General features: G+C 69.1%; 23 protein-coding genes. 7 read left to right on the top strand and 16 right to left on the bottom strand.

The genetic code is table 11. The features are described 5' to 3' along the window. Positions 1-173: 173 nt before the first annotated feature. The 14 genes from nuoN to ACGFSA_RS21170 are packed head-to-tail and all read right to left on the bottom strand — an operon-like array spanning position 174 to position 16,132. A complete protein-coding gene (gene nuoN, locus ACGFSA_RS21235; protein ID WP_393306363.1) occupies positions 174-1,838 on the bottom strand; it encodes an NADH-quinone oxidoreductase subunit NuoN in 1,665 nt (554 codons plus the stop codon). Beyond that, positions 1,835-3,406, bottom strand: a complete 1,572-nt coding sequence (locus ACGFSA_RS21230) for an NADH-quinone oxidoreductase subunit M (RefSeq protein ID WP_393306361.1) — start codon at positions 3,404-3,406, stop codon at positions 1,835-1,837. Before ACGFSA_RS21230 ends, nuoN begins: the two co-directional genes overlap by 4 nt. A 5-nt stretch (positions 3,407-3,411) precedes the next feature. Continuing rightward, entirely contained in the window at positions 3,412-5,307 is a 1,896-nt protein-coding gene (gene nuoL / locus ACGFSA_RS21225; RefSeq protein ID WP_393306359.1) for an NADH-quinone oxidoreductase subunit L, read from the bottom strand. Between the two features lie 14 nt (positions 5,308-5,321). Then, positions 5,322-5,621, bottom strand: coding sequence for an NADH-quinone oxidoreductase subunit NuoK (nuoK, locus tag ACGFSA_RS21220; protein ID WP_037693122.1), 300 nt, complete (start codon positions 5,619-5,621; stop codon positions 5,322-5,324). Continuing rightward, on the bottom strand, positions 5,618-6,445 hold the full coding sequence (locus ACGFSA_RS21215; RefSeq protein WP_393306356.1) for an NADH-quinone oxidoreductase subunit J: 828 nt from the start codon (positions 6,443-6,445) through the stop codon (positions 5,618-5,620). The genes nuoK and ACGFSA_RS21215 overlap by 4 nt, the downstream gene beginning before the upstream one ends. Next, positions 6,442-7,056: an NADH-quinone oxidoreductase subunit NuoI gene (gene nuoI / locus ACGFSA_RS21210; RefSeq protein WP_393306354.1), complete on the bottom strand. Its 615-nt coding sequence runs from the start codon at positions 7,054-7,056 to the stop codon at positions 6,442-6,444. Before nuoI ends, ACGFSA_RS21215 begins: the two co-directional genes overlap by 4 nt. After that, positions 7,049-8,476, bottom strand: coding sequence for an NADH-quinone oxidoreductase subunit NuoH (gene nuoH / locus ACGFSA_RS21205; RefSeq protein ID WP_393306352.1), 1,428 nt, complete (start codon positions 8,474-8,476; stop codon positions 7,049-7,051). Before nuoH ends, nuoI begins: the two co-directional genes overlap by 8 nt. Further along, a complete protein-coding gene (locus tag ACGFSA_RS21200; RefSeq protein ID WP_393306350.1) occupies positions 8,473-11,004 on the bottom strand; it encodes an NADH-quinone oxidoreductase subunit G in 2,532 nt (843 codons plus the stop codon). Before ACGFSA_RS21200 ends, nuoH begins: the two co-directional genes overlap by 4 nt. Next, positions 11,001-12,383 (bottom strand): NADH-quinone oxidoreductase subunit NuoF, encoded by a 1,383-nt coding sequence (nuoF, locus tag ACGFSA_RS21195; RefSeq protein ID WP_393306348.1) that lies wholly within the window; start codon positions 12,381-12,383, stop codon positions 11,001-11,003. Before nuoF ends, ACGFSA_RS21200 begins: the two co-directional genes overlap by 4 nt. Beyond that, complete coding sequence (gene nuoE, locus ACGFSA_RS21190; RefSeq protein WP_358856918.1) at positions 12,380-13,141, bottom strand: NADH-quinone oxidoreductase subunit NuoE; 762 nt, start codon at positions 13,139-13,141, stop codon at positions 12,380-12,382. The genes nuoF and nuoE overlap by 4 nt, the downstream gene beginning before the upstream one ends. Positions 13,142-13,170: 29 nt before the next feature. Continuing rightward, entirely contained in the window at positions 13,171-14,493 is a 1,323-nt protein-coding gene (locus ACGFSA_RS21185; protein ID WP_393306346.1) for an NADH-quinone oxidoreductase subunit D, read from the bottom strand. Continuing rightward, positions 14,493-15,203 carry an NADH-quinone oxidoreductase subunit C gene (locus tag ACGFSA_RS21180; protein ID WP_393306344.1) on the bottom strand — a complete coding sequence of 237 codons (711 nt, stop codon included), beginning with the start codon at positions 15,201-15,203 and terminating at the stop codon, positions 14,493-14,495. Before ACGFSA_RS21180 ends, ACGFSA_RS21185 begins: the two co-directional genes overlap by 1 nt. Next, a complete protein-coding gene (locus ACGFSA_RS21175; protein WP_030926341.1) occupies positions 15,200-15,754 on the bottom strand; it encodes an NADH-quinone oxidoreductase subunit B family protein in 555 nt (184 codons plus the stop codon). Before ACGFSA_RS21175 ends, ACGFSA_RS21180 begins: the two co-directional genes overlap by 4 nt. 18 nt (positions 15,755-15,772) lie before the next feature. Next, positions 15,773-16,132 carry an NADH-quinone oxidoreductase subunit A gene (locus tag ACGFSA_RS21170; RefSeq protein WP_003992243.1) on the bottom strand — a complete coding sequence of 120 codons (360 nt, stop codon included), beginning with the start codon at positions 16,130-16,132 and terminating at the stop codon, positions 15,773-15,775. A 773-nt stretch (positions 16,133-16,905) separates the two neighbouring features. Between ACGFSA_RS21170 and ACGFSA_RS21165 the strand changes: the two genes are divergently transcribed. The 3 genes from ACGFSA_RS21165 (at position 16,906) to ACGFSA_RS21155 (ending at position 18,536) form a co-directional block, all read left to right on the top strand. Continuing rightward, positions 16,906-17,733, top strand: coding sequence for a C40 family peptidase (locus ACGFSA_RS21165; RefSeq protein WP_393306341.1), 828 nt, complete (start codon positions 16,906-16,908; stop codon positions 17,731-17,733). 117 nt (positions 17,734-17,850) lie between these two features. Continuing rightward, positions 17,851-18,093 carry a hypothetical protein gene (locus tag ACGFSA_RS21160; protein ID WP_393306339.1) on the top strand — a complete coding sequence of 81 codons (243 nt, stop codon included), beginning with the start codon at positions 17,851-17,853 and terminating at the stop codon, positions 18,091-18,093. Beyond that, positions 18,090-18,536 (top strand): DNA-binding protein, encoded by a 447-nt coding sequence (locus ACGFSA_RS21155; protein WP_393306337.1) that lies wholly within the window; start codon positions 18,090-18,092, stop codon positions 18,534-18,536. Before ACGFSA_RS21160 ends, ACGFSA_RS21155 begins: the two co-directional genes overlap by 4 nt. A gap of 64 nt (positions 18,537-18,600) precedes the next feature. Here ACGFSA_RS21155 and ACGFSA_RS21150 read toward each other — a convergent pair whose 3' ends face one another. Then, a complete protein-coding gene (locus ACGFSA_RS21150; protein WP_393306335.1) occupies positions 18,601-19,884 on the bottom strand; it encodes a geranylgeranyl reductase family protein in 1,284 nt (427 codons plus the stop codon). Positions 19,885-20,023: 139 nt separating this feature from the next. On the opposite strand from ACGFSA_RS21150, the gene ACGFSA_RS21145 reads away from it, so the two are divergent. Further along, positions 20,024-20,449 carry a hypothetical protein gene (locus ACGFSA_RS21145; protein ID WP_393306333.1) on the top strand — a complete coding sequence of 142 codons (426 nt, stop codon included), beginning with the start codon at positions 20,024-20,026 and terminating at the stop codon, positions 20,447-20,449. Between the two features lie 11 nt (positions 20,450-20,460). Here ACGFSA_RS21145 and ACGFSA_RS21140 read toward each other — a convergent pair whose 3' ends face one another. Continuing rightward, complete coding sequence (locus ACGFSA_RS21140; RefSeq protein WP_393306331.1) at positions 20,461-21,156, bottom strand: demethylmenaquinone methyltransferase; 696 nt, start codon at positions 21,154-21,156, stop codon at positions 20,461-20,463. A 147-nt stretch (positions 21,157-21,303) separates the two neighbouring features. Here ACGFSA_RS21140 and ACGFSA_RS21135 point away from each other — a divergent pair, with 147 nt between their 5' ends. The 3 genes from ACGFSA_RS21135 to ACGFSA_RS21125 are packed head-to-tail and all read left to right on the top strand — an operon-like array spanning position 21,304 to position 23,664. Continuing rightward, positions 21,304-21,813, top strand: coding sequence for a SigE family RNA polymerase sigma factor (locus ACGFSA_RS21135; protein ID WP_393306329.1), 510 nt, complete (start codon positions 21,304-21,306; stop codon positions 21,811-21,813). A gap of 11 nt (positions 21,814-21,824) precedes the next feature. Beyond that, positions 21,825-22,766 (top strand): hypothetical protein, encoded by a 942-nt coding sequence (locus tag ACGFSA_RS21130; protein WP_393306327.1) that lies wholly within the window; start codon positions 21,825-21,827, stop codon positions 22,764-22,766. Continuing rightward, on the top strand, positions 22,756-23,664 hold the full coding sequence (locus tag ACGFSA_RS21125) for a DUF3152 domain-containing protein (RefSeq protein WP_393306325.1): 909 nt from the start codon (positions 22,756-22,758) through the stop codon (positions 23,662-23,664). The genes ACGFSA_RS21130 and ACGFSA_RS21125 overlap by 11 nt, the downstream gene beginning before the upstream one ends. The last annotated feature ends 7 nt before the right edge of the window (positions 23,665-23,671 follow it).

Here is a 23,671-nt window from a genome sequence, read left to right as displayed (position 1 = left end):
GGCCGCCCCGGCCCCCCGCCACTATACCCCCCGCGGTTCAAACCGCCCGCCCCGCTTCACACACCCCCCGCCCCCCGGGCCCCGTAACGCGGGCCGCGGGGGGGGCCCGCCCCCCCCCCCCCCCCGCGACCGGGAACGCAGCGGCAACCGGGACACCGGTCGGCCGCTCCGCGTCACCTCACGAACACTCCCGCCTGGCTCGCCAGGTCGAGGAAGTACTGCGGGGCCAGGCCCAGCACCAGCGTGACGGCGACGCCGACCGCGATCGCCGTCATCGTCAGCGGGGACGGGACGGCGACTGCCGGGCCGTCCGCCTTCGGCTCGCTGAAGAACATGAGCACGATGACCCGGATGTAGAAGAACGCGGCAATGGCGGACGAAATCACGCCGACCACGACCAGGCCGGCCGCGCCGCCCTCCGCCGCCGCCTTGAAGACCGCGAACTTTCCGGCGAAGCCGGAGGTCAGCGGGATACCGGCGAAGGCCAGCAGATACACCGCGAAGACCGCGGCGACCAGCGGCGAGCGCCGGCCCAGCCCGGCCCACTTCGACAGGTGGGTCGCCTCGCCGCCCGCGTCGCGCACCAGCGTGACGACGGCGAACGCGCCGACCGTCACGAAGGAGTACGCGCCCAGGTAGAAGAGCACCGAGGAGATGCCGCTGGGGGTCGTCGCGATGACACCGGCGAGGATGAAGCCTGCGTGCGCGATGGACGAGTAGGCCAGCAGCCGCTTGATGTCGGTCTGGGTGATGGCGACGATCGCACCGCCCAGCATCGTGACGATCGCGACGGCCCACATGACCGGCCGCCAGTCCCAGCTGAGGCCTGGCAGCACCACGTACAGCAGGCGCAGCAGCGCACCGAACGCGGCGACCTTCGTGGCCGCGGCCATGAAGCCGGTGACCGGGGTCGGGGCGCCCTGGTAGACGTCCGGGGTCCACATGTGGAACGGAACGGCGCCGACCTTGAAGAGCAGCCCGGTCAGGAGCATCGCGCCGCCGATCAGCAGCAGCACGTCGTTGCCCATGGTGTCGGCGAGCGCCGGGTCGATCTGGGTGACGGAGCCGTCGACCACGTTGGCGATGGCCGCGTACGAGACGGAGCCCGCGTACCCGTACAGCAGGGCGATCCCGAAGAGCAGGAACGCCGACGAGAAGGCGCCAAGCAGGAAGTACTTCACCGCCGCCTCCTGCGACATCAGCCGCTTGCGGCGGGCGACGGCGCACAGCAGGTAGAGCGGGAGGGAGAAGACTTCCAGGGCCACGAAGAGCGTCAGCAGATCGTTGGCCGCCGGGAAGACCAGCATGCCCGCCACCGAGAAGAGGAGCAGCGGGAAGACCTCGGTGGTGGTGAAGCCCGCCTTGACGGCGGCCTGCTCGCTCTCGCTGCCGGGCACCGAGGCGGCCTGTGCGGCGAACGAGTCGACGCGGTTGCCGTGCGACTCGGGGTCGAGCCGCCGCTCGGCGAAGGTGAAGACGGCGACCAGCGACGTCAGCAGGATGGTGCCCTGCAGGAACAGGGCGGGTCCGTCGACGGCGATGGCACCCATCGCTGCGATGTGCGCCTTCGTCGTGCCGTACCCCCCGGCCGCGAGGCCGATGACCGCGGCGAACGCGGCGGCGAGGGCGACGACGGTCAGGAAGACCTGTGTGTAGTAGCGGGCCCGGCGCGGCACGAAGGCCTCGACGAGTACGCCGACGACGGCGACACCGATCACAATGAGGACCGGGGCCAGCTGGGCGTACTCGATGACCGGCGCCTTGAACTTCTCGTGCGGGGCGGCCGATGTCACCCCGCCCGCCATCGTCCACAGGCTGTGGACAGCTGTTGCGCTCACTTGGCGGCCTCCACCTCAGGCTGGGGGTCCTTCTTGTGTACGTCCGACATGGTGTGCTGCACCGCCGGGTTGACGATCTCCGTGAGCGGCTTCGGGTAGACGCCCAGGAAGACCAGCAGCGCGATGAGCGGGAGGACCACCACCAGCTCCCGGACCTTCAGGTCGGGCATGCCCCGGACCTCGGCCTTCACCGGGCCCGTCATCGTCCGCTGGTAGAGGACGAGGACATAGAGCGCGGCGAGCACGATGCCGGTGGTGGCGATGATGCCGGCCGCCGGATATGCGCTGAACGTGCCGACCAGGACCAGGAATTCGCTGACGAACGGGGAGAGGCCGGGGAGCGACAGGGTGGCGAGCCCGCCGATCAGGAACGTGCCGGCCAGGACCGGCGCCACCTTCTGCACCCCGCCGTAGTCGGCGATGAGCCGCGAACCGCGCCGGGTGATCAGGAAGCCGGCCACCAGCATCAGCGCGGCCGTCGAGATGCCGTGGTTGACCATGTAGAGCGTGGCGCCCGACTGGCCCTGGCTGGTCATCGCGAAGATGCCCAGGATGATGAAGCCGAAGTGCGAGATCGACGCGTAGGCGATCAGGCGCTTGATGTCGCGCTGGCCGACGGCGAGCAGCGCCCCGTACACGATGCTGATCAGCGCGAGGACCAGGATCACCGGCGTCGCCCACTTGCTGGCCTCCGGGAACAGCTGGAGGCAGAAGCGGAGCATCGCGAAGGTGCCGACCTTGTCGACGACCGCGGTGATCAGGACGGCGACCGGGGAGGTCGCCTCGCCCATGGCGTTGGGCAGCCAGGTGTGCAGCGGCCAGAGCGGGGCCTTCACCGCGAAGGCGAAGAAGAACCCGAGGAAGAGCCAGCGCTCCGTGCTGGTCGCCATGGAGAGCGAGCCGCCCGCGCGGGCCTCGGCGATCTCGGAGAGCGAGAACGTCCCCGCGACCACGTACAGGCCGATCACGGCGGCCAGCATGATGAGGCCGCCGACCAGGTTGTAGAGGAGGAACTTGACCGCGGCGTACGAGCGTTGCGCCGCGGCGTTCTCGTCGCTACCGGAGTGAGCCCGGTCCCCGAAGCCGCCGATGAGGAAGTACATCGGGATGAGCATGGCTTCGAAGAGGATGTAGAAGAGGAAGACGTCCGTGGCCTCGAAGGAGAGGATCACCATCGCTTCGACCATCAGGATCAGGGCGAAGAAGCCCTGGGTGGGACGCCAGCGCGAGGACTTCGTCTCCAGGGGATCGGCGTCGTGCCAGCCGGCCAGGATGACGAACGGGATCAGCAGGGCGGTGAGCGCCAGGAGCGCCACCCCGATGCCGTCCACACCCAGTTCGTACCGGACGCCGAAGTCCTTGATCCAGGCGTGCGATTCGGTGAGCTGGTAGCGGGCGCCGCCGGGCTCGAAGCGGGCAAGCACGATGCCCGCCAGCACGAGGGTGGCCAGCGAGAAGAGCAGCGCCAGCCATTTGGCGGCGGTGCGCCGGGCGGCCGGGACGGCGGCGGTGGCGATCGCGCCGATCGCCGGGAGCACCGCCGTCGCTGTCAGGAGGGGAAAGGACATGGTGATCAGACCGCCCTCATCAGCAGGGTCGCGGCGATGACGACCGCCGTACCGCCGAACATCGAGACCGCGTAGGAGCGGGCGTAGCCGTTCTGCAGCTTGCGCAGCCGGCCGGAAAGCCCGCCCATCGATGCGGCCGTGCCGTTGACCACGCCGTCGACCAGAGTGTGGTCGACGTACACCAGGGAGCGGGTGAGGTGCTCGCCGCCGCGGACCAGGACCACGTGGTTGAAGTCGTCCTGGAGGAGATCGCGGCGGGCGGCCCGGGTGAGCAACGAGCCGCGCGGGGCGACGACCGGGACCGGACCGCGCCCGTACATCGCCCAGGCGATGGCGACGCCGATGACGAGCACCACCATGGTGGCGGCGGTGACCGTCATGGCGCTGACGGGGGAGTCTCCGTGGCTGTGCCCGGTGACCGGCTCCAGCCAGTTCAGGAAGCGGTCACCGATGGAGAAGAACCCTCCGGCGAAGACCGAACCGAACGCCAGGACGATCATGGGGATGGTCATCGACTTCGGGGACTCGTGCGGGTGCGGCTCATGACCTTCCGCGTCGGGCTGCCAGCGCTTCTCGCCGAAGAACGTCAGCAGCATCACGCGCGTCATGTAGAACGCGGTGATCGCGGCGCCCAGCAGCGTGACGGCGCCGAGGATCCAGCCCTCGGTGCCGCCCTTGGCGAACGCCGCCTCGATGATCTTATCCTTGGAGAAGAAGCCGGAAAGACCGGGGAAGCCGATGATCGCCAGATAGCCGAGGCCGAAGGTGACGAAGGTGACCGGCATGTACGTCCGCAGGCCGCCGAACTTCCGCATGTCGACCTCGTCGTTCATGCCGTGCATGACCGAACCGGCGCCGAGGAAGAGCCCGGCCTTGAAGAAGCCGTGCGTCACCAGGTGCATGATCGCGAAGACATAGCCGATCGGGCCGAGCCCGGCGGCCAGGATCATGTAGCCGATCTGCGACATCGTCGACCCGGCGAGGGCCTTCTTGATGTCGTCCTTCGCGCAACCGACGATCGCACCGAACAGCAGCGTGACCCCACCGACGACCACGACGACCAGCTGCGCGTCCGGGGCGGCGTTGAAGATCGCACCGGAGCGGACGATCAGGTAGACGCCCGCGGTCACCATGGTGGCGGCGTGGATGAGGGCCGAGACCGGGGTCGGGCCCTCCATCGCGTCACCGAGCCAGGACTGCAGCGGCACCTGGGCCGACTTGCCGCAGGCGGCGAGCAGCAGCATCAGGCCGATCGCCGTCAGCTTGCCCTCGCCGGTCTCCCCGGTCGAGGCCAGTACGGGGCCGAAGGCGAACGTGCCGAACGTGGTGAACATCAGCATGATCGCGATCGACAGGCCCATGTCGCCGACCCGGTTGACCAGGAACGCCTTCTTGGCGGCGGTGGCCGCACTGGGCTTGTGCTGCCAGAAGCCGATCAGCAGGTACGACGCCAGACCGACGCCCTCCCACCCGACGTACAGCAGCAGGTAGTTGTCGGCGAGGACCAGCAGGAGCATCGCGGCGAGGAACAGGTTCAGATAGCCGAAGAACCGGCGCCGGCGCTCGTCATGCTCCATGTAGCCGATCGAGTAGAGGTGGATCAGGGTGCCCACACCGGTGATCAGCAGCACGAACGTCATCGACAACTGGTCGAGCTGGAAGGCCGCATCGGCCCGGAAGCCCTCGACCGGGATCCAGCTGAACAGGTGCTGGTGCAGCGTCCGGTGATCGGCGCCCTTCCCCAGCATGTCGGCGAAGAGCACCGCCCCGATGACGAACGAGGCGGCGGCGAGCAGGGTGCCGAGCCAGTGGCCGGAGCGGTCCAGCCGCCGGCCGCCGCAGAGCAGCACGGCCGCTCCGAGCAGGGGCGCCGCGACGAGCAGCGCAATGAGGTTGTCCACGATTCAGCGTCCCCTTACAGCTTCATCAGGCTGGCGTCGTCGACCGAGGCCGAGTGGCGGGAACGGAACAGCGACACGATGATCGCGAGCCCGACCACGACCTCGGCGGCGGCGACGACCATCGTGAAGAAGGCGATGATCTGGCCGTCGAGGTTGCCGTGCATCCGGGAGAAGGTGACGAACGCGAGGTTGCAGGCGTTGAGCATCAGCTCCACGCACATGAACACCACGATCGCGTTCCGCCTGATCAGCACCCCGGACGCGCCGATGGTGAACAACAGGGCGGAGAGATAGAGGTAGTTGACCGGATTCACTTGGTGACCTCCTCTTCGTCCTGGTCACGGCCGAGCCGCTCCTCGGAGCGCTGCTCCAGCGCCTTGAGGTCGGCCAGCGACTCGTTCGACACGTCACGGATCTGGCCGCGCTTCCGCAGCGTCTGCATGACGGTCAGCTCGGACGCGGTGCCGTCCGGGAGCAGACCGGCGATGTCCACGGCGTTGTGCCGGGCGTAGACACCGGGGGCGGGCAGCGGCGGCAGGTGCTTGCCGCGTACGCGCTCCTCCGACATCTCCCGCTGGGTCTTGGCCCGTTCGGTGCGCTCCCGGTGGGTGAGCACCATCGCGCCGACCGTCGCCGTGATCAGCAGGGCGCCGGTGATCTCGAAGGCGAAGACGTACTTGGTGAAGATGAGGCTGGCCAGCCCCTCGACGTTTCCGCCGTGCGCGGCGTTCGCGGTGCCGAGTCCGTCGAAGCTGTTCAGCGAGGCGTGGCCGATGCCCGCGATCAGCAGGACACCGAAGCCGAGCCCGCATCCCGCAGCCAGCCAGCGCTGGCCCTTGAGGGTCTCCTTCAGCGAGTCCGCCGCCGTGACACCGACGAGCATGACCACGAAGAGGAACAGCATCATGATCGCGCCGGTGTAGACGACGATCTGGACGACGCCGAGGAAGTAGGCGCCGTTGGCCAGGTAGAACACCGCCAGGACGATCATGGTCCCGGCGAGGCTCAGCGCGCTGTGCACGGCTTTCTTCATCAGCACGGTGGACAGCGCGCCGATCACGGCGACCGTGCCGAGCACCCAGAACTGGACGGCCTCGCCGATTGATGTGGTGGAGGCCGCTGCGGCCAGGCCGGTCATGCGTCCACCTCCTTGTCCGTGGCCGGCTGCTCCTTGGACTCACCCTTGGAGAGCGCGACCTGACGCTCCGTGCCGGGCGCCGCCTCGGTGACCAGCCCCCGGTAGTAGTCCTGCTCGTCCATGCCCGGGAAGATCGCGTGCGGAGTGTCGACCATGCCCTCCTCCAGGCCCGCGAGCAGCTCGTCCTTGGTGTAGATGAGGCTTTCGCGGGTGGTGTTGGCGAGCTCGAACTCATTGGTCATCGTGAGCGCCCGGGTCGGGCACGCCTCGATGCACAGTCCGCAGAGAATGCAGCGCGCGTAGTTGATCTGGTAGACGCGCCCGTAGCGCTCACCCGGGGAGTAGCGCTCCTCGTCGGTGTTGTCCGCGCCCTCCACGTAGATGGCATCGGCGGGACAGGCCCAGGCGCACAGCTCGCAGCCGACGCACTTCTCCAGGCCGTCCGGGTGACGGTTGAGCTGGTGCCTGCCGTGGAAGCGCGGCGCCGTCACCTTCTGCTGTTCGGGGTACTGCTCGGTCAGCCGCTTCTTGAACATGGCCTTGAAGGTCACGCCGAAGCCGGCCACAGGATTCTGGAACTTGTCCCCAGTGGACTCCGATGGCTCAGACACCGTCAGCCTCCTTTCCGTCACTCGGACTTCCACCAATCTGACTGCCGTCACTCTGAGTGTCCGACCCGCCACTGACAACGAGCTCCCGCTCGTGCCGTGGCGTGCGGCGCGGTACCGGCGGCAGGGTCTGTCCGGGCAGCGGCGGCACCGGGAATCCGCCCGCCATCGGGTCGAACTCCGGCCCGGGTCCGGCTTCTGTCCCGGTCTCCCCGGCCGCCTTGGCCGAGCGGTCCCGGAAGATATCGGCGACGAAGGAGATCAGCAGGATCGCGATCACGGCCCCGGCCACGTACAGCACGATCTTCGAGAAGTCGTAGCCCTCGTTGCGCAGCGCCCGCACCGTTGCGACCAGCATCAGCCAGACCACGGAGACCGGGATCAGGACCTTCCAGCCGAGCTTCATCAGCTGGTCGTAGCGGACGCGGGGCAGCGTGCCGCGCAGCCAGATGAAGAAGAACAGCAGCAGCTGGACCTTGAGGACGAACCAGAGCATCGGCCACCAGCCGTGGTTCGCGCCCTCCCAGAAGGTGCTGATCGGCCACGGGGCCCGCCAGCCACCCAGGAACAGCGTCGTGGAGACGGCGGAGACGGTGACCATGTTGACGTACTCGGCGAGCATGAACATCGCGAACTTGATCGACGAGTACTCGGTGTTGAAGCCACCGACGAGGTCGCCCTCGGACTCCGGCATGTCGAACGGGGCGCGGTTGGTCTCACCGACCATCGTGACGATGTAGATGATGAACGAGACCGGCAGCAGAATGATGAACCAGCGGTCCTGCTGCGCCTCCACGATCTTCGAGGTCGACATCGACCCGGAGTAGAGGAAGACGGAGGCGAACGCGGCGCCCATCGCGATCTCGTACGAGATCATCTGCGCGCAGGAGCGCAATCCGCCGAGCAGCGGGTACGTCGATCCGGAGGACCAGCCGGCCAGCACGATGCCGTAGATCCCGACCGACGCGACCGCGAGGACGTAGAGCATCGCGATCGGCAGGTCGGTGAGCTGCATCGCCGTACGGTGGCCGAAGATCGAGACCTCGTTGCCGGACGGCCCGAACGGGATCACGGCGATCGCCATGAACGCCGGTACGGCGGCGACGATCGGCGCGAGGACGTAGACGACCTTGTCCGCCCGCTTGACGATGACGTCTTCCTTCAGCATCAGCTTGATGCCGTCGGCGAGCGACTGGAGCATGCCCCAGGGGCCGTGCCGGTTGGGGCCGATGCGCAGCTGCATCCAGGCGACGACCTTGCGCTCCCACACGATGGAGAACAGCACGGTCACCATCAGGAACGCGAAGCAGAACACCGCCTTGATGACGACGAGCCACCAGGGGTCGGTGCCGAACATCGACAGATCCTCGGCGGCGAGTACGGCACGGTCGGGGGCCGCGGCCAGTTGAGCGAGGGCAGTCACGCTCGCACCTCCGGTGTGACGTCGGGAGTACCCGGTGCGGCGGGGCCGATCCGGACCAGACCGCCGGGGTGGGCGCCGGTGTCGGCCGGTACGCCCCGCCCGACGGAGTTCAGCGGCACCCAGACCACCCGGTCCGGCATGTCGGTGACCTGCAGCGGGAGTTCGACGCTGCCGGACGGTCCGGTGACGGCCAGCAGATCGCCGTCCTTCACACCCGTCTCGGCGGCGGTGACGGCGGAGAGCCGGGCGACCGCGGCGTGCCGGGTGCCGGCCAGCGCCGCGTCGCCCTCCTGGAGCCGCCCCTGGTCGAGCAGCAGCCGGTGGCCCGCGAGGACCGCCTCGCCGTCGCCGGGCCGGGGCAGCGGCTGCGCCGACTCGTGCGGGTCGGTGGCGTGCGTACCGGTCCAGCCGCCGAGCCGGTCCAGCTCACGGCGTACGGACTTCAGATCCGGCAGCGCGAAGCGACTGGGTTCATCAAGGCCTCCGGCGTGGGCGAGCGCGTCGGCGAGCATGTGCAGCACCCGGGCGTCGGTCGGCGCGAGTGTCCGCGTCATCTGCTCGGGCTTCAGCGCCGCCTCGAACATCCGGGCCCTGCCCTCCCAGTTGAGGAAGGTGCCGGACTTCTCGGCCACCGCGGCGACCGGGAGAACGACGTCGGCCCGCTCGGTGATCTCGCTGGGCCGCAGCTCCAGCGAGACGAGGAAGCCGACCCGGTCCAGCGCCTCCAGGGCGCGGGCCGGGTCCGGCAGATCGGCGGTCTCCACCCCGGCGACAAGCAGCGCGCCCAGTTCGCCGGTGGCGGCGGCCTCGACGATCTGGCCGGTGTCGCGGCCGAACCGGGAGGGGAGTTCGGCGACGCCCCACACGGCCGCCACCTCGTCCCTGGCACGCGGGTCGGTGGCCGGGCGGCCGCCGGGCAGCAGCGACGGGAGCGCGCCCGCCTCCACCGCACCGCGCTCGCCGGCCCGGCGCGGGATCCACACCAGCCGGGACCCGGTCGCGGTGGCAGCCCGTACCGCGGCGGTCAGCCCGCCCGGTACTCCGGCCAGCCGCTCGCCCACCACGATCACGGCGCCCTCGCCGCGCAGCGCCTCGGCCGCCGCGGCTCCCTCGCCGTCGAGTCCGACGCCGCCCGCGATCGCGTCCAGCCACTCGGTCTCGGTGCCGGGCGCGGCGGGCAGCAGCGTGCCGCCCGCCTTCTCCAGACCGCGGGTGGCGTGCGAGGCGACGGCGAAGGTGCGCTGGCCGTGCTTGCGGTGGGCCTTGCGCAGCCGCAGGAAGACGCCGGGCGCCTCCTCCTCGGACTCGAAGCCGACCAGCAGGACGGTCGGTGCCTTCTCCAGCGAGGTGTACGTGATCCCGCTGCCGTCCAGGTCGCGTCCGCGCCCGGCGACGCGGGCGGCCAGGAAGTCGGCCTCCTCGCTGCTGTGCACCCGGGCCCGGAAGTCGATGTCGTTCGTATCGAGGGCGATCCGGGCGAACTTGCTGTACGCGTACGCGTCCTCGACGGTCAGCCGGCCGCCGGTGAGGACGCCGGTCCTGCCGCGTGCGGCGGCGAGCCCGGCGGCCGCGGCAGCCAGTGCCTCGGGCCAGCTCGCCGGTTCGAGGACACCGTCCGCGTTCCGTACCAGCGGCGTGGTGAGCCGGTCCCGCTGCTGCGCGTAACGGAAGCCGAAGCGGCCCTTGTCGCAGACCCACTCCTCGTTGACCTCGGGGTCGTTGGCGGCGAGCCGCCGCATGACCTTGCCGCGCCGGTGATCGGTGCGGGTCGCGCAACCGCCCGCGCAGTGCTCGCACACCGACGGCGACGACACCAGATCGAAGGGGCGGGAGCGGAACCGGTACGCCGCCGAGGTGAGCGCGCCGACCGGGCAGATCTGGATGGTGTTGCCGGAGAAGTACGACTCGAAGGGGTCGCCCTCGCCCGTGCCGACCTGCTGGAGCGCGCCGCGCTCGATCAGCTCGATCATCGGGTCGCCCGCCACCTGGTTGGAGAACCGGGTGCAGCGCGCGCAGAGCACACACCGCTCACGGTCCAGCAGCACCTGGGTGGAGATCGGGACGGGCTTCTCGTACGTCCGCTTCTTTCCGTCGAACCGGGAGTCCGGGTCGCCGTGCGACATCGCCTGGTTCTGCAGCGGGCACTCGCCGCCCTTGTCGCAGACCGGGCAGTCCAGCGGGTGGTTGATGAGCAGCAGCTCCATCACCCCGCGCTGCGCCTTGTCGGCGACCGGCGAGGTGAGCTGCGACTTGACCACCATGCCGTCGGTGCACGTGATGGTGCACGACGCCATCGGCTTGCGTTGGCCCTCGACCTCGACGATGCACTGGCGGCAGGCGCCGACCGGGTCGAGGAGCGGGTGGTCGCAGAAGCGCGGGATCTCGATGCCGAGGAGTTCGGCGGCGCGGATGACCAGAGTGCCCTTGGGCACGCTGATCTCGATGCCGTCGATCGTCAGCGTGACAAGGTCCTCGGGCGGGACCGCCGCCTCGCCGCCCCCGGAGGGCGCACTTGTGGTGACTGTCATGCGTTCACCCCCTGGTGAGCGTTCTTGTCGTCGGCCCAGGCGGTCGACTTGGCGGGATCGAAGGGGCAGCCCCTGCCGGTGATGTGCCGCTCGTACTCCTCGCGGAAGTACTTCAGCGAGGAGAAGATCGGCGAGGCGGCGCCGTCGCCGAGGGCGCAGAAGGACTTGCCGTTGATGTTGTCGGCGATGTCGTTCAGCTTGTCGAGGTCGGCCATCTGTCCCTTGCCGGCCTCGATGTCGCGGAGCAACTGGACGAGCCAGTAGGTGCCTTCACGGCATGGCGTGCACTTGCCGCAGGACTCATGGGCGTAGAACTCGGTCCAGCGGGTGACGGCCCGCACGACGCAGGTCGTCTCGTCGAAGCACTGGAGCGCCTTGGTGCCGAGCATGGAACCGGCGGCGCCGACGCCCTCGTAGTCGAGGGGCACATCGAGGTGCTCGTCGGTGAACATCGGGGTGGAGGAGCCGCCGGGGGTCCAGAACTTCAGCCGGTGGCCGGCGCGCATGCCGCCGCTCATGTCGAGCAGCTGACGCAGCGTGATGCCGAGCGGGGCTTCGTACTGTCCCGGGCTGGCGACGTGTCCGCTGAGCGAGTACAGCGTGAAGCCCGGGGACTTCTCGCTGCCCATCGACTTGAACCAGTCCTTGCCCTTGTTCAGGATCGCGGGAACCGAGGCGATGGACTCGACGTTGTTCACCACAGTGGGGCAGGCGTACAGACCGGCGACCGCGGGGAAGGGAGGCCGCAGCCGGGGCTGGCCGCGTCGCCCTTCGAGCGAGTCGAGCAGTGCGGTCTCCTCACCACAGATGTACGCGCCCGCGCCCGCGTGCACGGTGAGCTCCAGGTCGAGCCCCGAGCCCAGGATGCTCGTCCCGAGGTAGCCGGCCTCGTACGCCTCGCGCACGGCCTCGTGCAGCCGCCGCAGTACGGGGACGACTTCACCGCGCAGATAGATGAAGGCATGCGAGGAGCGGATCGCGTAGCAGGCGATCACGATGCCTTCGATGAGGCTGTGCGGGTTGGCGAAGAGGAGCGGGATGTCCTTGCAGGTCCCGGGCTCCGACTCGTCGGCGTTGACCACCAGGTAGTGCGGCTTGCCGTCGCCCTGCGGGATGAACTGCCACTTCATGCCGGTGGGGAAGCCCGCGCCGCCGCGGCCGCGCAGGCCGGAGTCCTTGACGTACGCGATGAGGTCGTCCGGAGACATGGCGAGGGCCTTGCGCAGCCCCTCGTAGCCGCCGTGCCGCTTGTAGGTGTCCAGGGTCCACGACTCGGGCTCGTCCCAGAAGGCGGAGAGGACGGGCGAGAGCAGCTTCTCGGGGCCGGCCCCGCTGCCGTTGCCGCCCCCGTCATTGATTTCGGCTGCCAACGTCATCACTCCCCCTCCTCTGCTGCGGTACCGGCCGAGTGGTCCGGGTCCTGCGGGGCGTCGGTGCGGGCCGGCTCGCCACGCGGGGCGACGACCTTCGGGTGCAGCTCCTCGCCCTTCGCCAGCCGGAGGCCGACGAGCGAGGCGGGTCCCGCTCCACCGGTCGCCTCGACGGCGCCGGGGCGCTGGTCGGGGAAGCCGGCCAGGATCCGCGCGGTCTCCTTGTACGAGCAGAGCGGGGCGCCGCGGGTGGGTTCGACGGTGCGCCCGGCGATCAGGTCGTCGACGAGCTGCGTCGCGCTCTCCGGCGTCTGGTTGTCGAAGAACTCCCAGTTGACCATCACCACGGGTGCGAAGTCGCAGGCCGCGTTGCACTCGATGTGTTCGAGGGTGACCTTGCCGTCCTCGGTCGTCTCGTTGTTGCCGACGCCGAGATGCTGCTTCAGTCGGTCGAAGATGGCGTCGCCGCCCATCACCGCACACAGCGTGTTGGTGCAGACACCCACCTGGTAGTCGCCGCTCGGCTTGCGCCGGTACATCGTGTAGAAGGTGGCGACCGCGGTGACCTCGGCGGTGGTGAGGCCGAGCAGTTCGGCGCAGAGTGCCATGCCGGTACGGGAGACGTACCCCTCCTCGGACTGCACCAGGTGCAGCAGCGGCAGCAGCGCGGAGCGGCTGTCGGGGTAGCGGGCGATCACCTCCTTCGCGTCCGCTTCGAGCCGGGCGCGCACCTCGGCCGGGTAGGCGGGGGCGGGGAGCTGCGGCATCCCCAGACTGACTTCCTGACGTGCTTCGGTCACCGGTCGACGCCTCCCATCACGGGGTCGATGGACGCGACGGCGACGATGACATCGGCGACCTGGCCGCCCTCGCACATCGCCGCCATGGCCTGCAGATTGGTGAAGGACGGGTCGCGGAAGTGGACCCGGTAGGGGCGGGTTCCGCCGTCCGAGACGATGTGCACGCCGAGCTCGCCCTTGGGCGATTCGACGGCGGTGTACGTCTGTCCGGCCGGGACCCGGAAGCCCTCGGTCACCAGCTTGAAGTGGTGGATCAGGGCCTCCATGGAGGTACCCATGATCTTCTTGATGTGGTCGAGCGAGTTGCCGAGCCCGTCGGGTCCCAGCGCGAGCTGAGCGGGCCAGGCGATCTTCTTGTCGGCGACCATGACGGGTCCGGGGGCGAGCCGGTCGATGCACTGCTCGATGATCCGCAGCGACTGCCGCATCTCTTCCAGACGGATGAGGAAGCGGCCGTAGGCGTCGCAGCTGTCAGCGGTGGGGACGTCGAATTCGTAGGTCTCGTAGCCGCAGTAGGGATCGGTCCTGCGCAGGTCGTGCGGGAGTCCGGCGGAGCGCAGGATCGGGCCGGTGGCGCCGAGCGCCATGCAGCCGGTCAGGTTGAGATAGCCGACGTCCTGCATGCGGGCCTTGAAGATGGGGTTGCCGGTGGCGAGCTTGTCGTACTCCGGCAGGTTCTTCTTCATGGTTTTCACGAACTCGCGCAGCTGGTCGACCGCGCCCGGCGGCAGGTCCTGGGCGAGTCCGCCGGGCCGGACGAACGCGTGGTTCATCCGGAGTCCGGTGATCAGCTCGAAGAGATCGAGAACGAGTTCACGATCGCGGAACCCGTAGATCATGATCGTGGTCGCGCCGAGTTCCATGCCGCCCGTGGCGATGCACACCAGGTGCGAGGAGATCCGGTTGAGCTCCATCAGGAGCACGCGCAGGACACTCGCCCGGTCGGGGATCTGGTCCTCGATGCCGAGCAGCTTCTCGACGCCCAGGCAGTACGCCGTCTCGTTGAAGAACGGCGTCAGGTAGTCCATGCGCGTAACGAACGTGGTGCCCTGCGTCCAGTTCCGGAATTCGAGGTTCTTCTCGATGCCGGTGTGGAGGTAGCCGATGCCACAGCGGGCCTCGGTGACGGTCTCGCCGTCGATCTCCAGGATCAGCCGCAGCACGCCGTGCGTGGACGGGTGCTGGGGACCCATGTTGACGATGATGCGCTCGTCGTCGGACTTGACCGCGGACTCGACGACCTCGTCCCAGTCGCCGCCGGTGACTGTATATACAGTCCCCTCGGTCGTGGCGCGAGGCGTTGCATGGGGAGTAGTCATCAGGAGTACGACCTCCGCTGGTCCGGAGCCGGGATCTGGGCGCCCTTGTACTCGACGGCGATGCCACCGAGCGGGTAGTCCTTGCGCTGCGGGAAGCCCTGCCAGTCGTCCGGCATCATGATCCGGGTGAGGGCCGGGTGCCCGTCGAAGACGAGCCCGAAGAAGTCGTAGGTCTCGCGCTCGTGCCAGTCGTTGGTCGGGTAGACCGCGACGAGCGACGGGATGTGCGGGTCGCTGTCCGGGGCCGAGACCTCCAGCCGGATCAGCCGGCCGTGGGTGATCGACCGGAGATGGTAGACGGCGTGCAGCTCGCGGCCCTTGTCGCCGAGGAAGTGGACACCGCTCACCCCGGTACAGAGCTCGAAGCGCAGGGCCGGGTCGTCGCGCAGGGTTCGCGCCACGGTGAGCAGGTGCTCGCGGGCGATATGGAAGGTGAGCTCGCCGCGGTCGACGACGGTCTTCTCGATGGCGTTCCCGGGAAGCAGATCCTGCTCCTCCAGGGCCCCTTCGAGCTCGTCGGCCACCTCGTCGAACCAGCCGCCGTACGGCCGGGACGTGGCTCCCGGCAGCGTCACCGTGCGGACGAGCCCGCCGTAGCCGGAGGTGTCGCCGCCGTTGTTGGCGCCGAACATGCCCTTACGTACGCCGATGACCTCGCCGGTCTCGTCGCGCGGCGCGGGTACGCCGTTGTTGTTCTGCTCGTCGCTCACCGCAGCAGCCCCTTCATCTCGATCAGGGGAAGCGCCTTGAGTGCCGCGTCCTCCGCCTCGCGGGCGGCCTCCTCCGCGTTGACCCCGAGCTTGGAGCCCTGGATCTTCTGGTGGAGCTTGAGAATGGCGTCCATCAGCATCTCGGGGCGCGGCGGGCAGCCCGGCAAATAGATATCGACCGGAACAATGTGATCAACACCTTGCACAATGGCGTAATTGTTGAACATTCCACCCGATGATGCGCAAACCCCCATGGAGATAACCCACTTGGGGTTCGGCATCTGGTCGTAGACCTGCCGCAGGACGGGCGCCATCTTCTGGCTGACCCGACCCGCCACGATCATCAGATCCGCCTGCCGCGGCGATCCGCGGAAGACCTCCATCCCGAATCGGGCCAGGTCGTAGCGCCCGGCTCCGGTCGTCATCATCTCGATGGCGCAGCAGGCGAGGCCGAACGTGGCGGGGAAGACGGAGGATTTCCGCACCCAGCCGGCGGCCTGCTCGACAGTGGTCAGCACGAAGCCGCTGGGCAGCTTCTCTTCGAGTCCCATGGTGTGCCCCTCAGCCCCTCAGTCCCATTCCAGGCCGCCGCGACGCCATACATACGCATAGGCGACGAAGACGGTGAGCACGAAGAGCAGCATCTCGACGAGCCCGAAGATCCCCAGGGCGTCGAAGGTGACCGCCCAGGGATAGAGGAAGACGATCTCGATGTCGAAGACGATGAAGAGCATCGCCGTCAGGTAGTACTTGATGGGGAAGCGGCCGCCTCCGGCTGGAGTGGGGGTGGGTTCAATACCGCACTCGTACGCTTCGAGCTTTGCTCGGTTGTATCGCTTCGGGCCGATAAGCGTGGCCATGACCACGGAGAAGATCGCAAACCCTGCCCCGAGGGCGCCGAGCACGAGGATGGGCGCGTAGGCATTCACGCTCCTCGCTCCTTCCAGTCGTCCTTGACCGTTGGACCGCATCGGGCGACCGGCTCGCCACCTCACCAAGATCGTGCACATGTGAGGCAGTTCACAAGCCCGACTGCCCCGCATCCTATGCCTGCCGTCCTGTGATCTGCGACACGGGGTACTACACCGACTTTGTGATCTCCACCACCCGGCGAAGGATCATGAAGCCGGATGAGGGGTGATCTTCGTACACAAAGGGGCCGCGTGATCACGAGACGTGACATCTGGCGTTGTTCTTGCTGGTCAAGGCGATGCTCCTCTAACAATCAGACGCCTCGACCGGCAAATTGGCAATGGACGGCAGGCGGGTGATAAGAGGATCCGCCCCACCCTGGGGTCACCCGCACGAGGGGCGCGCGGGGAGCGATGTGGACGGCTGCGCACATTCGCGACTTTCCGGACGAAAGGTCACTCACTGCTCCGGCCACCGCGCCGACCGTTACGCCATCGCGCGTCGGCCGCCCGCATGCCCGCCACGTCACCGTCGTGCTGTGACCTGTGTCACTCTGTGCAGCCCTCAACAAAAGCGGGCTTGGCCATCGGTGCGAACGGATGGTAAGCGGCGGGCAATTCGGGCGAATTGCTGAAAGTCCGTGATCACAGCGGTGATCACGCATGACCGATTTGCCCGTTACGGCGTCAATAAGGGTCGCCGGAAAGCGGATTCGCGGATTCCGAACGTAACTGTGTCGCAACACACGTTTCTTGAAGGGGACCCAGGTGCCCTGATAGCGCTAGTACTCATGTCCCTCACCGCTCACATACCCAGCCACCGGAAGCCCCGTCGAAGCGCCCCGAAGTCGGCGCTGCGGGCCGGAGTTGCCGGTGGCGTCCTCAGCACCATCGCGGTCGCAGCCGCTGCCGGTCCTGCCCAGGCCGAGCCGGTGACCCAGACCATCGAGATGCCCACCCTCACCTCCGGGCTCTCCACCGCCGTCGCCGCGTCCGCCGAGGCCACGCAGCAGGTCGCCCTGGACCTGGAGACGCAGGCCCAGGAGGACGCCGCGGCCACCAGCGCGGCCAAGGCCGCCACGAAGGCCAAGGCCGAGGCGGTCCGCAAGGCAGAGGCCAAGGCCAAGGCTGAGGCGGCCGCCAAGGCCAAGGCGGAGGCCGCCCTGCGCGCCTCCCGCTCCGAGGCCCGTACGACGCTCAGCACGTCCGGTGCCACCGCCGTGGCCCCCACGTCTGCTTCGTCCTCCTCCTCATCGAGCGCCACCGGCTCCGCCGCCTCCGTCATCGCGTTCGTCCGGGCCCAGGTCGGCGACGCGTACGTGTCCGGCGGCACCGGCCCCAACTCCTGGGACTGCTCCGGCCTGGTCCAGGCCGCGTTCCGCACGGTGGGCGTCGACCTGCCGCGCGTCTCGCAGGCCCAGTCGACCGCCGGCACCCAGGTCTCGCTGAGCAACCTCCAGCCGGGCGACATCCTGTACTGGGGTGGCGCGGGCTCCGCTTACCACGTCGGCGTCTACGTGGGCGGCGGCCAGTTCGTCGGTGCGCAGAATTCCAGCACCGGTGTGGTGCAGCGCCCGCTGAGCTACGACCCGCCGTCGGGCGCGGTCCGCGTTCTCTGATTCACAAGCGCGCGAACACGGCGAAGGGCCGTCACTCCCCCGCTCGGGAGCGACGGCCCTTCGTCGTGGAACGGCGGGCCCGGAGATTTTTCCTACCACCGGTGTTACGTTTTAGGTATGAGTAGCGACGTATCCCACCAGGCGCCCGAGCGGGCCGGTAAGAGATCCGTCTCGCTGGCGCAGTCGTTGATCAAGGAAGTCGAGGAGCGGACCGGGAAGAACGGCTTCTCCTCCGTCGTGGCCGAAGCCCTGGAGGAGTGGCTCGCCGCGGCCAAGCTCCGCGAGGTCGTGGCAGCTGACCGCAAGGCATTCGGCTCCGTCTCCGCCAAAGCGCGGCGGCAGGCGGAACAAGAGTGGTGAGCAAGCGCCTCAAGATCAAGGCCAAGAGTGAGGGCACGCTCGTCCTGGATACCCAAGGCCTCTCTCCGCACGTCGACGGCGACGAGGGCATGCGTGCGCGAATCGAAGTCGCCCAACAGAGCGGCCGACGCGTGGCGCTGTCCGCCCTGACGCCCTTGGAAGTGCGCCGAAGCGGGGATGCCGCCAAGCGGCTTCATTTCCTACTGTCCCGGTTCGACGTGAAACCGGTCAGCGACGCGGTGATAGACGCCGCGGAGAAACTTCTCGACACCTCAGGCCTCGACGGACACGAATGCCTGGTCGACGCTCTTGTGGTCGCCACGGCCGCGCTCTGCACGCCCCCCGTACTGCTCGTGACGTCCGACAAGTCGCACATCCCGGCCCTGTGCAAGGCCGCCGAGGAGCTCCCCGGCTCGCCAAGGGTGAAGATCGTCAATGTCTGAGGGTCAAGCCGTCGTGAACGTGGTCGAGCAACGGCTCAAGGTCTGGTTCAAACGGCTTGAATGATCAAGCTTTGGGAGCCACCTTCGAGAGGCCGTTGATGATGCGGTCCATCGCGTCGCCGCCGGTCGGGTCAGTGAGGTTGGCGAGCATCTTCAGCGTGAACTTCATCAGCAGCGGGTGCGTCAGACCGCGCTGGGTGGCGATCTTCATGACCTTCGGGTTGCCGATCATCTTCACGAAGGCGCGGCCCATCGTGTAGTAGCCGCCGTAGGTCTCCTTCAGGATCTTCGGGTAGCTGTGCAGCGCCAGTTCGCGCTGGGCGGGGGTCGCGCGGGCGTGGGCCTGGACGATGACGTCCGCGGCGATCTGGCCCGACTCCATCGCGTACGCGATGCCTTCGCCGTTGAACGGGTTGACCATGCCGCCCGCGTCACCGACGAGCAGCAGCCCCTTGGTGTAGTGCGGCTGGCGGTTGAACGCCATGGGGAGCGCGGCGCCGCGGATCGGCATCGTCATGTTCTCCGGGGTGTAGCCCCAGTCCTCCGGCATGGACGCGCACCACGCCTTGAGGACCTCCCGCCAGTCCAGCTCCTTGAACGCGGACGACGAGTTGAGGATGCCGAGGCCGACATTGGACGTGCCGTCGCCCATGCCGAAGATCCAGCCGTAGCCGGGCAGCAGCCGGTCCTGGGGGCCGCGCCGGTCCCACAGCTCCAGCCAGGACTCCAGGTAGTCGTCGTCGTGGCGCGGGGAGGTGAAGTACGTACGGACCGCGACACCCATCGGGCGGTCCTCGCGGCGGTGCAGACCCATGGCGAGCGACAGCCGGGTGGAGTTGCCGTCGGCGGCGACGACGAGCGGGGCGTGGAAGGTGACCGGGGTCTTCTCCTCGCCGAGCTTCGCGTTCACACCGATGATGCGGCCGGTGCGCTCGTCGATGATCGGGGCGCCGACATTGCACCGCTCGTACAGCCGGGCGCCCGCCTTCTGCGCCTGGCGGGCCAGCTGCTCGTCGAAGTCGTCGCGCTTGCGGACCAGTCCGTAGTCCGGGTACGAGGCGAGATCCGGCCAGTCCAGCTGCAGCCGGACGCCGCCGCCGATGATGCGCAGCCCCTTGTTGCGCAGCCAGCCGGCCTCTTCGGAGATGTCGATGCCCATGGCGACGAGCTGCTTGGTGGCGCGCGGGGTGAGACCGTCGCCGCAGACCTTCTCGCGCGGGAAGGCGGTCTTCTCCAGCAGGAGAACGTCGAGTCCGGCCTTGGCGAGGTAGTGCGCGGTCGTGGAGCCGGCTGGGCCTGCCCCGACGACGATCACATCCGCGCTGTGTTCGGAGAGGGGCTCGGTCACGGTCGGATCTCCCGAAGACTCGAAATCGCGTGCCGCGCGGCACATGTCCCGTGCAGTCTATGGGGGGCCACCTGGAGCCGGAGGGCGGGTGGGTGCGGGTGAGTCGCGGCCGGCCCGGTCCGGATACCCGTTGCCCCCCGTGTCCGCCTCCGGCGCGACCGTACGGATCGACGACATCAACCGGGATCCGGGCCTCGCCCGGGGCTGTGCACGCGACGCCGAGGACGTGGCCGTGACGGGCCGGTCGGGGCTCTACACCGACCCGGACGAGATCGTCCTGTTCACGGACGACTACGCGTTCCCCGTCCCCAAGCCGGGCATCGAGCCGAACATCACCGCTGACGACGACCCCGGCTTCGAGGTCGTCCTCGATACGAACGGTGTCGTCACCGTCGACGTGCTCAACCTCGACGGCGGCGGCTCCACGACGCTCCTGACGGGTACGGAGGTGCAGACGCCGCCGACGGACGCAGGCAAGAATCCGGACGGACCGAAGTACGTCCACCGGCGGGTCGCCGACGCGGTGTACACGGGTGTCGGCCGCTACGGCATGTACGCGAAGTAGGGCCTGGGGCTTCAGACAGCCTTGGAACCCCGGTGGAGCGCGACGATGCCGCCGGTGAGGTTCCGCCAGGCCACCTTCGACCAGCCGGCCTTCTGGAGCATGTTCGCGAGGGTCGGCTGGTCGGGCCAGGACTGAATGGACTCGGCGAGATAGACGTACGCGTCCGGGTTGGAGGAAACGGCTCGCGCCACCGGCGGCAGCGCACGCATCAGATACTCCTCGTACACCGTGCGGAACGGCGCCCACGTCGGATGCGAGAACTCGCAGATCACGACACGACCGCCGGGCTTCGTCACCCGGTACAGCTCGCGCAGCGCCGCCTCGGTGTCCTGAATGTTGCGCAGGCCGAAGGAGATCGTGACCGCATCGAAGACGTCGTCACGGAAGGGCAGCTTCATGCCGTCGCCCGCCGTGAACGGCATCCACGGGTGCCGCTTCTTGCCGACCTGGAGCATGCCGATCGAGAAGTCGCACGGCACGACGTAGGCCCCGGCGTGAGCGAACGGCTGCGAGGACGTCGCCGTGCCCGCGGCCAGGTCGAGGACCTTCTCCGCGGGGCGGGCGTGCACCGCCTTCGCGACCTCCTTGCGCCACAGCCGGGCCTGGCCGAGCGACAGCACATCGTTGGTGAGGTCGTAGTTCGCCGCCACGTCGTCGAACATCGAGGCGACTTCGTGCGGCTGCTTGTCCAGGGATGCTCGGGTCACCCACCCATTCAAGCAGCCCGGCCGCGGACGCCTCGCGCCGGTCGTGCGTCGGCGCCCGGAGCCGCTCGGAAACCGGCTTCAACCTTTTGGGCGTGAGGCCACTCAGTACAGGGGCGAGAGACCACCGAGAACCGGAAAGGGGGACAGATGACCGCAGACCGCACTCGGAACGCCACCGACTTCGAGGAATTCGCCCGGGCGAACCAACGGCGTCTGTACCGGACCGCATATCTGCTGTGCGGTGATGCGGAGAGCGCCCGCGATCTGACGCAGACGACGCTCGCCAAGCTGTTCCAGCACTGGCACCGGGCGAGTGCCGCCGACCATCCCGCCGCCTATGCGCGCACCGTCCTCACCCGGACGTATCTCGCCGAGCGCCGCCGCCGGCTCCGCGACTTCCTGGCCCACAGCCATGTCGATGTCCCGCCGCCCGCGGCGGGACCCGAGCTGACGGTCACGCTGCTGTCCGCACTCGCCGAACTGCCGCCCCGCGCCCGGGCGATGGTCGTCCTGCGCTACTGGGAGGACCTGGGCGTGCAGACGGTCGCCGAACTGCTGCGCTGCAGCGAGTCCACCGTCAAGAGCCAGTGCTCGCGCTCGCTCGCCACGCTGCGTACGCGGCTGGGCGACGCACATCTCTACACCACTCGCAGCTGAGGAGAACCGTCATGGACATGCTTTCGGAAGGCGCGCCGGAGGAGACCGGGACGCGGCGGATCAAGGAGGCGATGACGGAGGCGGCCGAGGGGGCGCCACCGCTGCCGGACCTGCTGCCGGTCGCGCTTGCCGAGGGGCGCAGGCGTCGCACCAGGGCGCGGGCGGCCATCGGCGCGGGGGTGGCCGGGGTAGTGGCGCTCGGGGTATTCGGTGCGACGCTGCCGTCCTGGGGCACGGGCAACGGCACCGGCACCGGTGCGAAAAACGGCACCGCACAGGTCGGGGCGCCCGCCCCGGGCCGCAGCGACGCGACCACGTCGCCCGCCCCTACCGGGACCGCGAGCGACTTCGTCAAGCCGACCGCCGTTCCCACCGAGCCGCCGCGCACGCCGGTGCACGTCGTGCCCACCCCGGGCGAGTCGTCCATGGCGGACCTGCCCGCCGCCGAGCGCAGGCGGATGGAGCAGTTCCAGCAGGCCGCGGCGGCGTTGTTCGACACGATGCTGCCGGCGGCGTTCGGTACCGTCCGCCCGGTCGATCTGGCGGTCAGCCGGTACCAGGGCGCGTCCAAGGGCAGCGTCTTCCCCGTCGTCTTCTCCGTACGCCCCACCGGTGACTCGTCCGGCGGCCCGGAGGTCCCCTGCGCGTACGGCCCGACGAAGAAGTACCGGTGCGAGAAGGCACAGCTGCCCGGCGGCATCGTGGCCCGCGCCGTCACCACGACCGGGAACTCGAAGGGCGGGAAGGACATCGTCGGTGTGAGCGTCCGCTTCGAGTTCGGGGACAGCACCGTCCTCCTCTCGGCGGACGGCGACGACTCCTCCATGGTCTCGGCGCCGGTCACCGTGGACCAGTTGCTCCACATCGCACGGGACCCCCGCTTCCTGAACCTGGTGCGTTATGCGGACGCGTACCCGATGGAGCCGAAGCAGGAGTCCGTCCGTGGCGGGTGAGGCACGGGGGCGCCGGGCGCGTGGCCGCGGCCGAGGCGCGGCCCGGCGTGCCCGCCGCCGACGGACCCGGATACGGGTGGTGGGCGCCTTGCTGGTGCCGGGCGCGCTGCTCTGCGGGGCGCTGGTGTGGGGGCCGTGGGGCGGTGGGGACGGGGCGTCGGCAGCGTCGAACGCCCCATCGGTCCGGCCGTCGGTGACCCGGTCGGCCACGGCCGTCGAGCCCGACTCCCGTTCCGTGCCCGGCAGTCCGGAACCCGCCGGCTCGACGGCCGGTTCCCGCGACGGCAGGAAGAAGCGGGCGGCCGGAACGCGGAACCCGTCCGGGTCCGTGCCCGGCCACGGCTCCGGCACGTTCATCACCGCCGCCCCGGCATCCGCGGCCGCTCATGGCACGGGCACCGTCCACCGCTACCGCGTCGAGGTGGAGCGGGGCAGCGGTCTGACCGCCGGCCCGGCCGCCGCCGCGGTCTCCGGGGTGCTCGCCGCCCCCCGCGGCTGGACCCGCACCGGGCACGACGCGTTCCGGCAGGTCGGCCCGGGCCCGGCCGGTCTGGTGATCCGTATCGCGACGCCGGACACCGTCGACCGGCTCTGCGGGGCGTACGGGCTGCACACGCGGGGCGAGGTCAACTGCCGCGTCGGCAGCACGGTCGTGGTGAACCTGAAGCGGTGGATACAGGGCTCGCCACAGTTCGGCGGGCCGCTCGCCGAGTACCGGGCGCTGATCATCAACCACGAGGTCGGCCACTGGCTGGGCCATGGCCACGAGACCTGCCCGGGGCCGGGACGCCCCGCGCCCGCGATGATGCAGCAGATCGACGGGTTGCGCGGGTGCGTCGCCAACGCCTGGCCGTACACGGCCACGGGCAGGTACGTAAGTGGCCCGTCCGTTCCCTGACGGGGTC

Source organism: Streptomyces sp. NPDC048496, from assembly GCF_043200055.1.
GTDB lineage: Bacteria > Actinomycetota > Actinomycetes > Streptomycetales > Streptomycetaceae > Streptomyces.
The sequence above is the reverse complement of the archived record's forward strand: the minus strand, read 5'-3'. Positions and strand labels throughout refer to the sequence as shown.

Excerpts from the sequence above, each read along its gene's own strand:
- ACGFSA_RS21230 (WP_393306361.1), bottom strand. The coding sequence starts at position 3,406 with ATGTCCTTTCCCCTCCTGACAGCGACGGCGGTGCTCCCGGCGATCGGC.
- ACGFSA_RS21215 (WP_393306356.1), bottom strand. The coding sequence starts at position 6,445 with ATGACCGGCCTGGCCGCAGCGGCCTCCACCACATCAATCGGCGAGGCC.
- ACGFSA_RS21200 (WP_393306350.1), bottom strand. The coding sequence starts at position 11,004 with ATGACAGTCACCACAAGTGCGCCCTCCGGGGGCGGCGAGGCGGCGGTC.
- nuoE (WP_358856918.1), bottom strand. The coding sequence starts at position 13,141 with ATGCCGCAGCTCCCCGCCCCCGCCTACCCGGCCGAGGTGCGCGCCCGG.
- ACGFSA_RS21185 (WP_393306346.1), bottom strand. The coding sequence starts at position 14,493 with ATGACTACTCCCCATGCAACGCCTCGCGCCACGACCGAGGGGACTGTA.
- ACGFSA_RS21175 (WP_030926341.1), bottom strand. The coding sequence starts at position 15,754 with ATGGGACTCGAAGAGAAGCTGCCCAGCGGCTTCGTGCTGACCACTGTC.
- ACGFSA_RS21165 (WP_393306341.1), top strand. The coding sequence starts at position 16,906 with ATGTCCCTCACCGCTCACATACCCAGCCACCGGAAGCCCCGTCGAAGC.
- ACGFSA_RS21160 (WP_393306339.1), top strand. The coding sequence starts at position 17,851 with ATGAGTAGCGACGTATCCCACCAGGCGCCCGAGCGGGCCGGTAAGAGA.
- ACGFSA_RS21135 (WP_393306329.1), top strand. The coding sequence starts at position 21,304 with ATGACCGCAGACCGCACTCGGAACGCCACCGACTTCGAGGAATTCGCC.
- ACGFSA_RS21130 (WP_393306327.1), top strand. The coding sequence starts at position 21,825 with ATGGACATGCTTTCGGAAGGCGCGCCGGAGGAGACCGGGACGCGGCGG.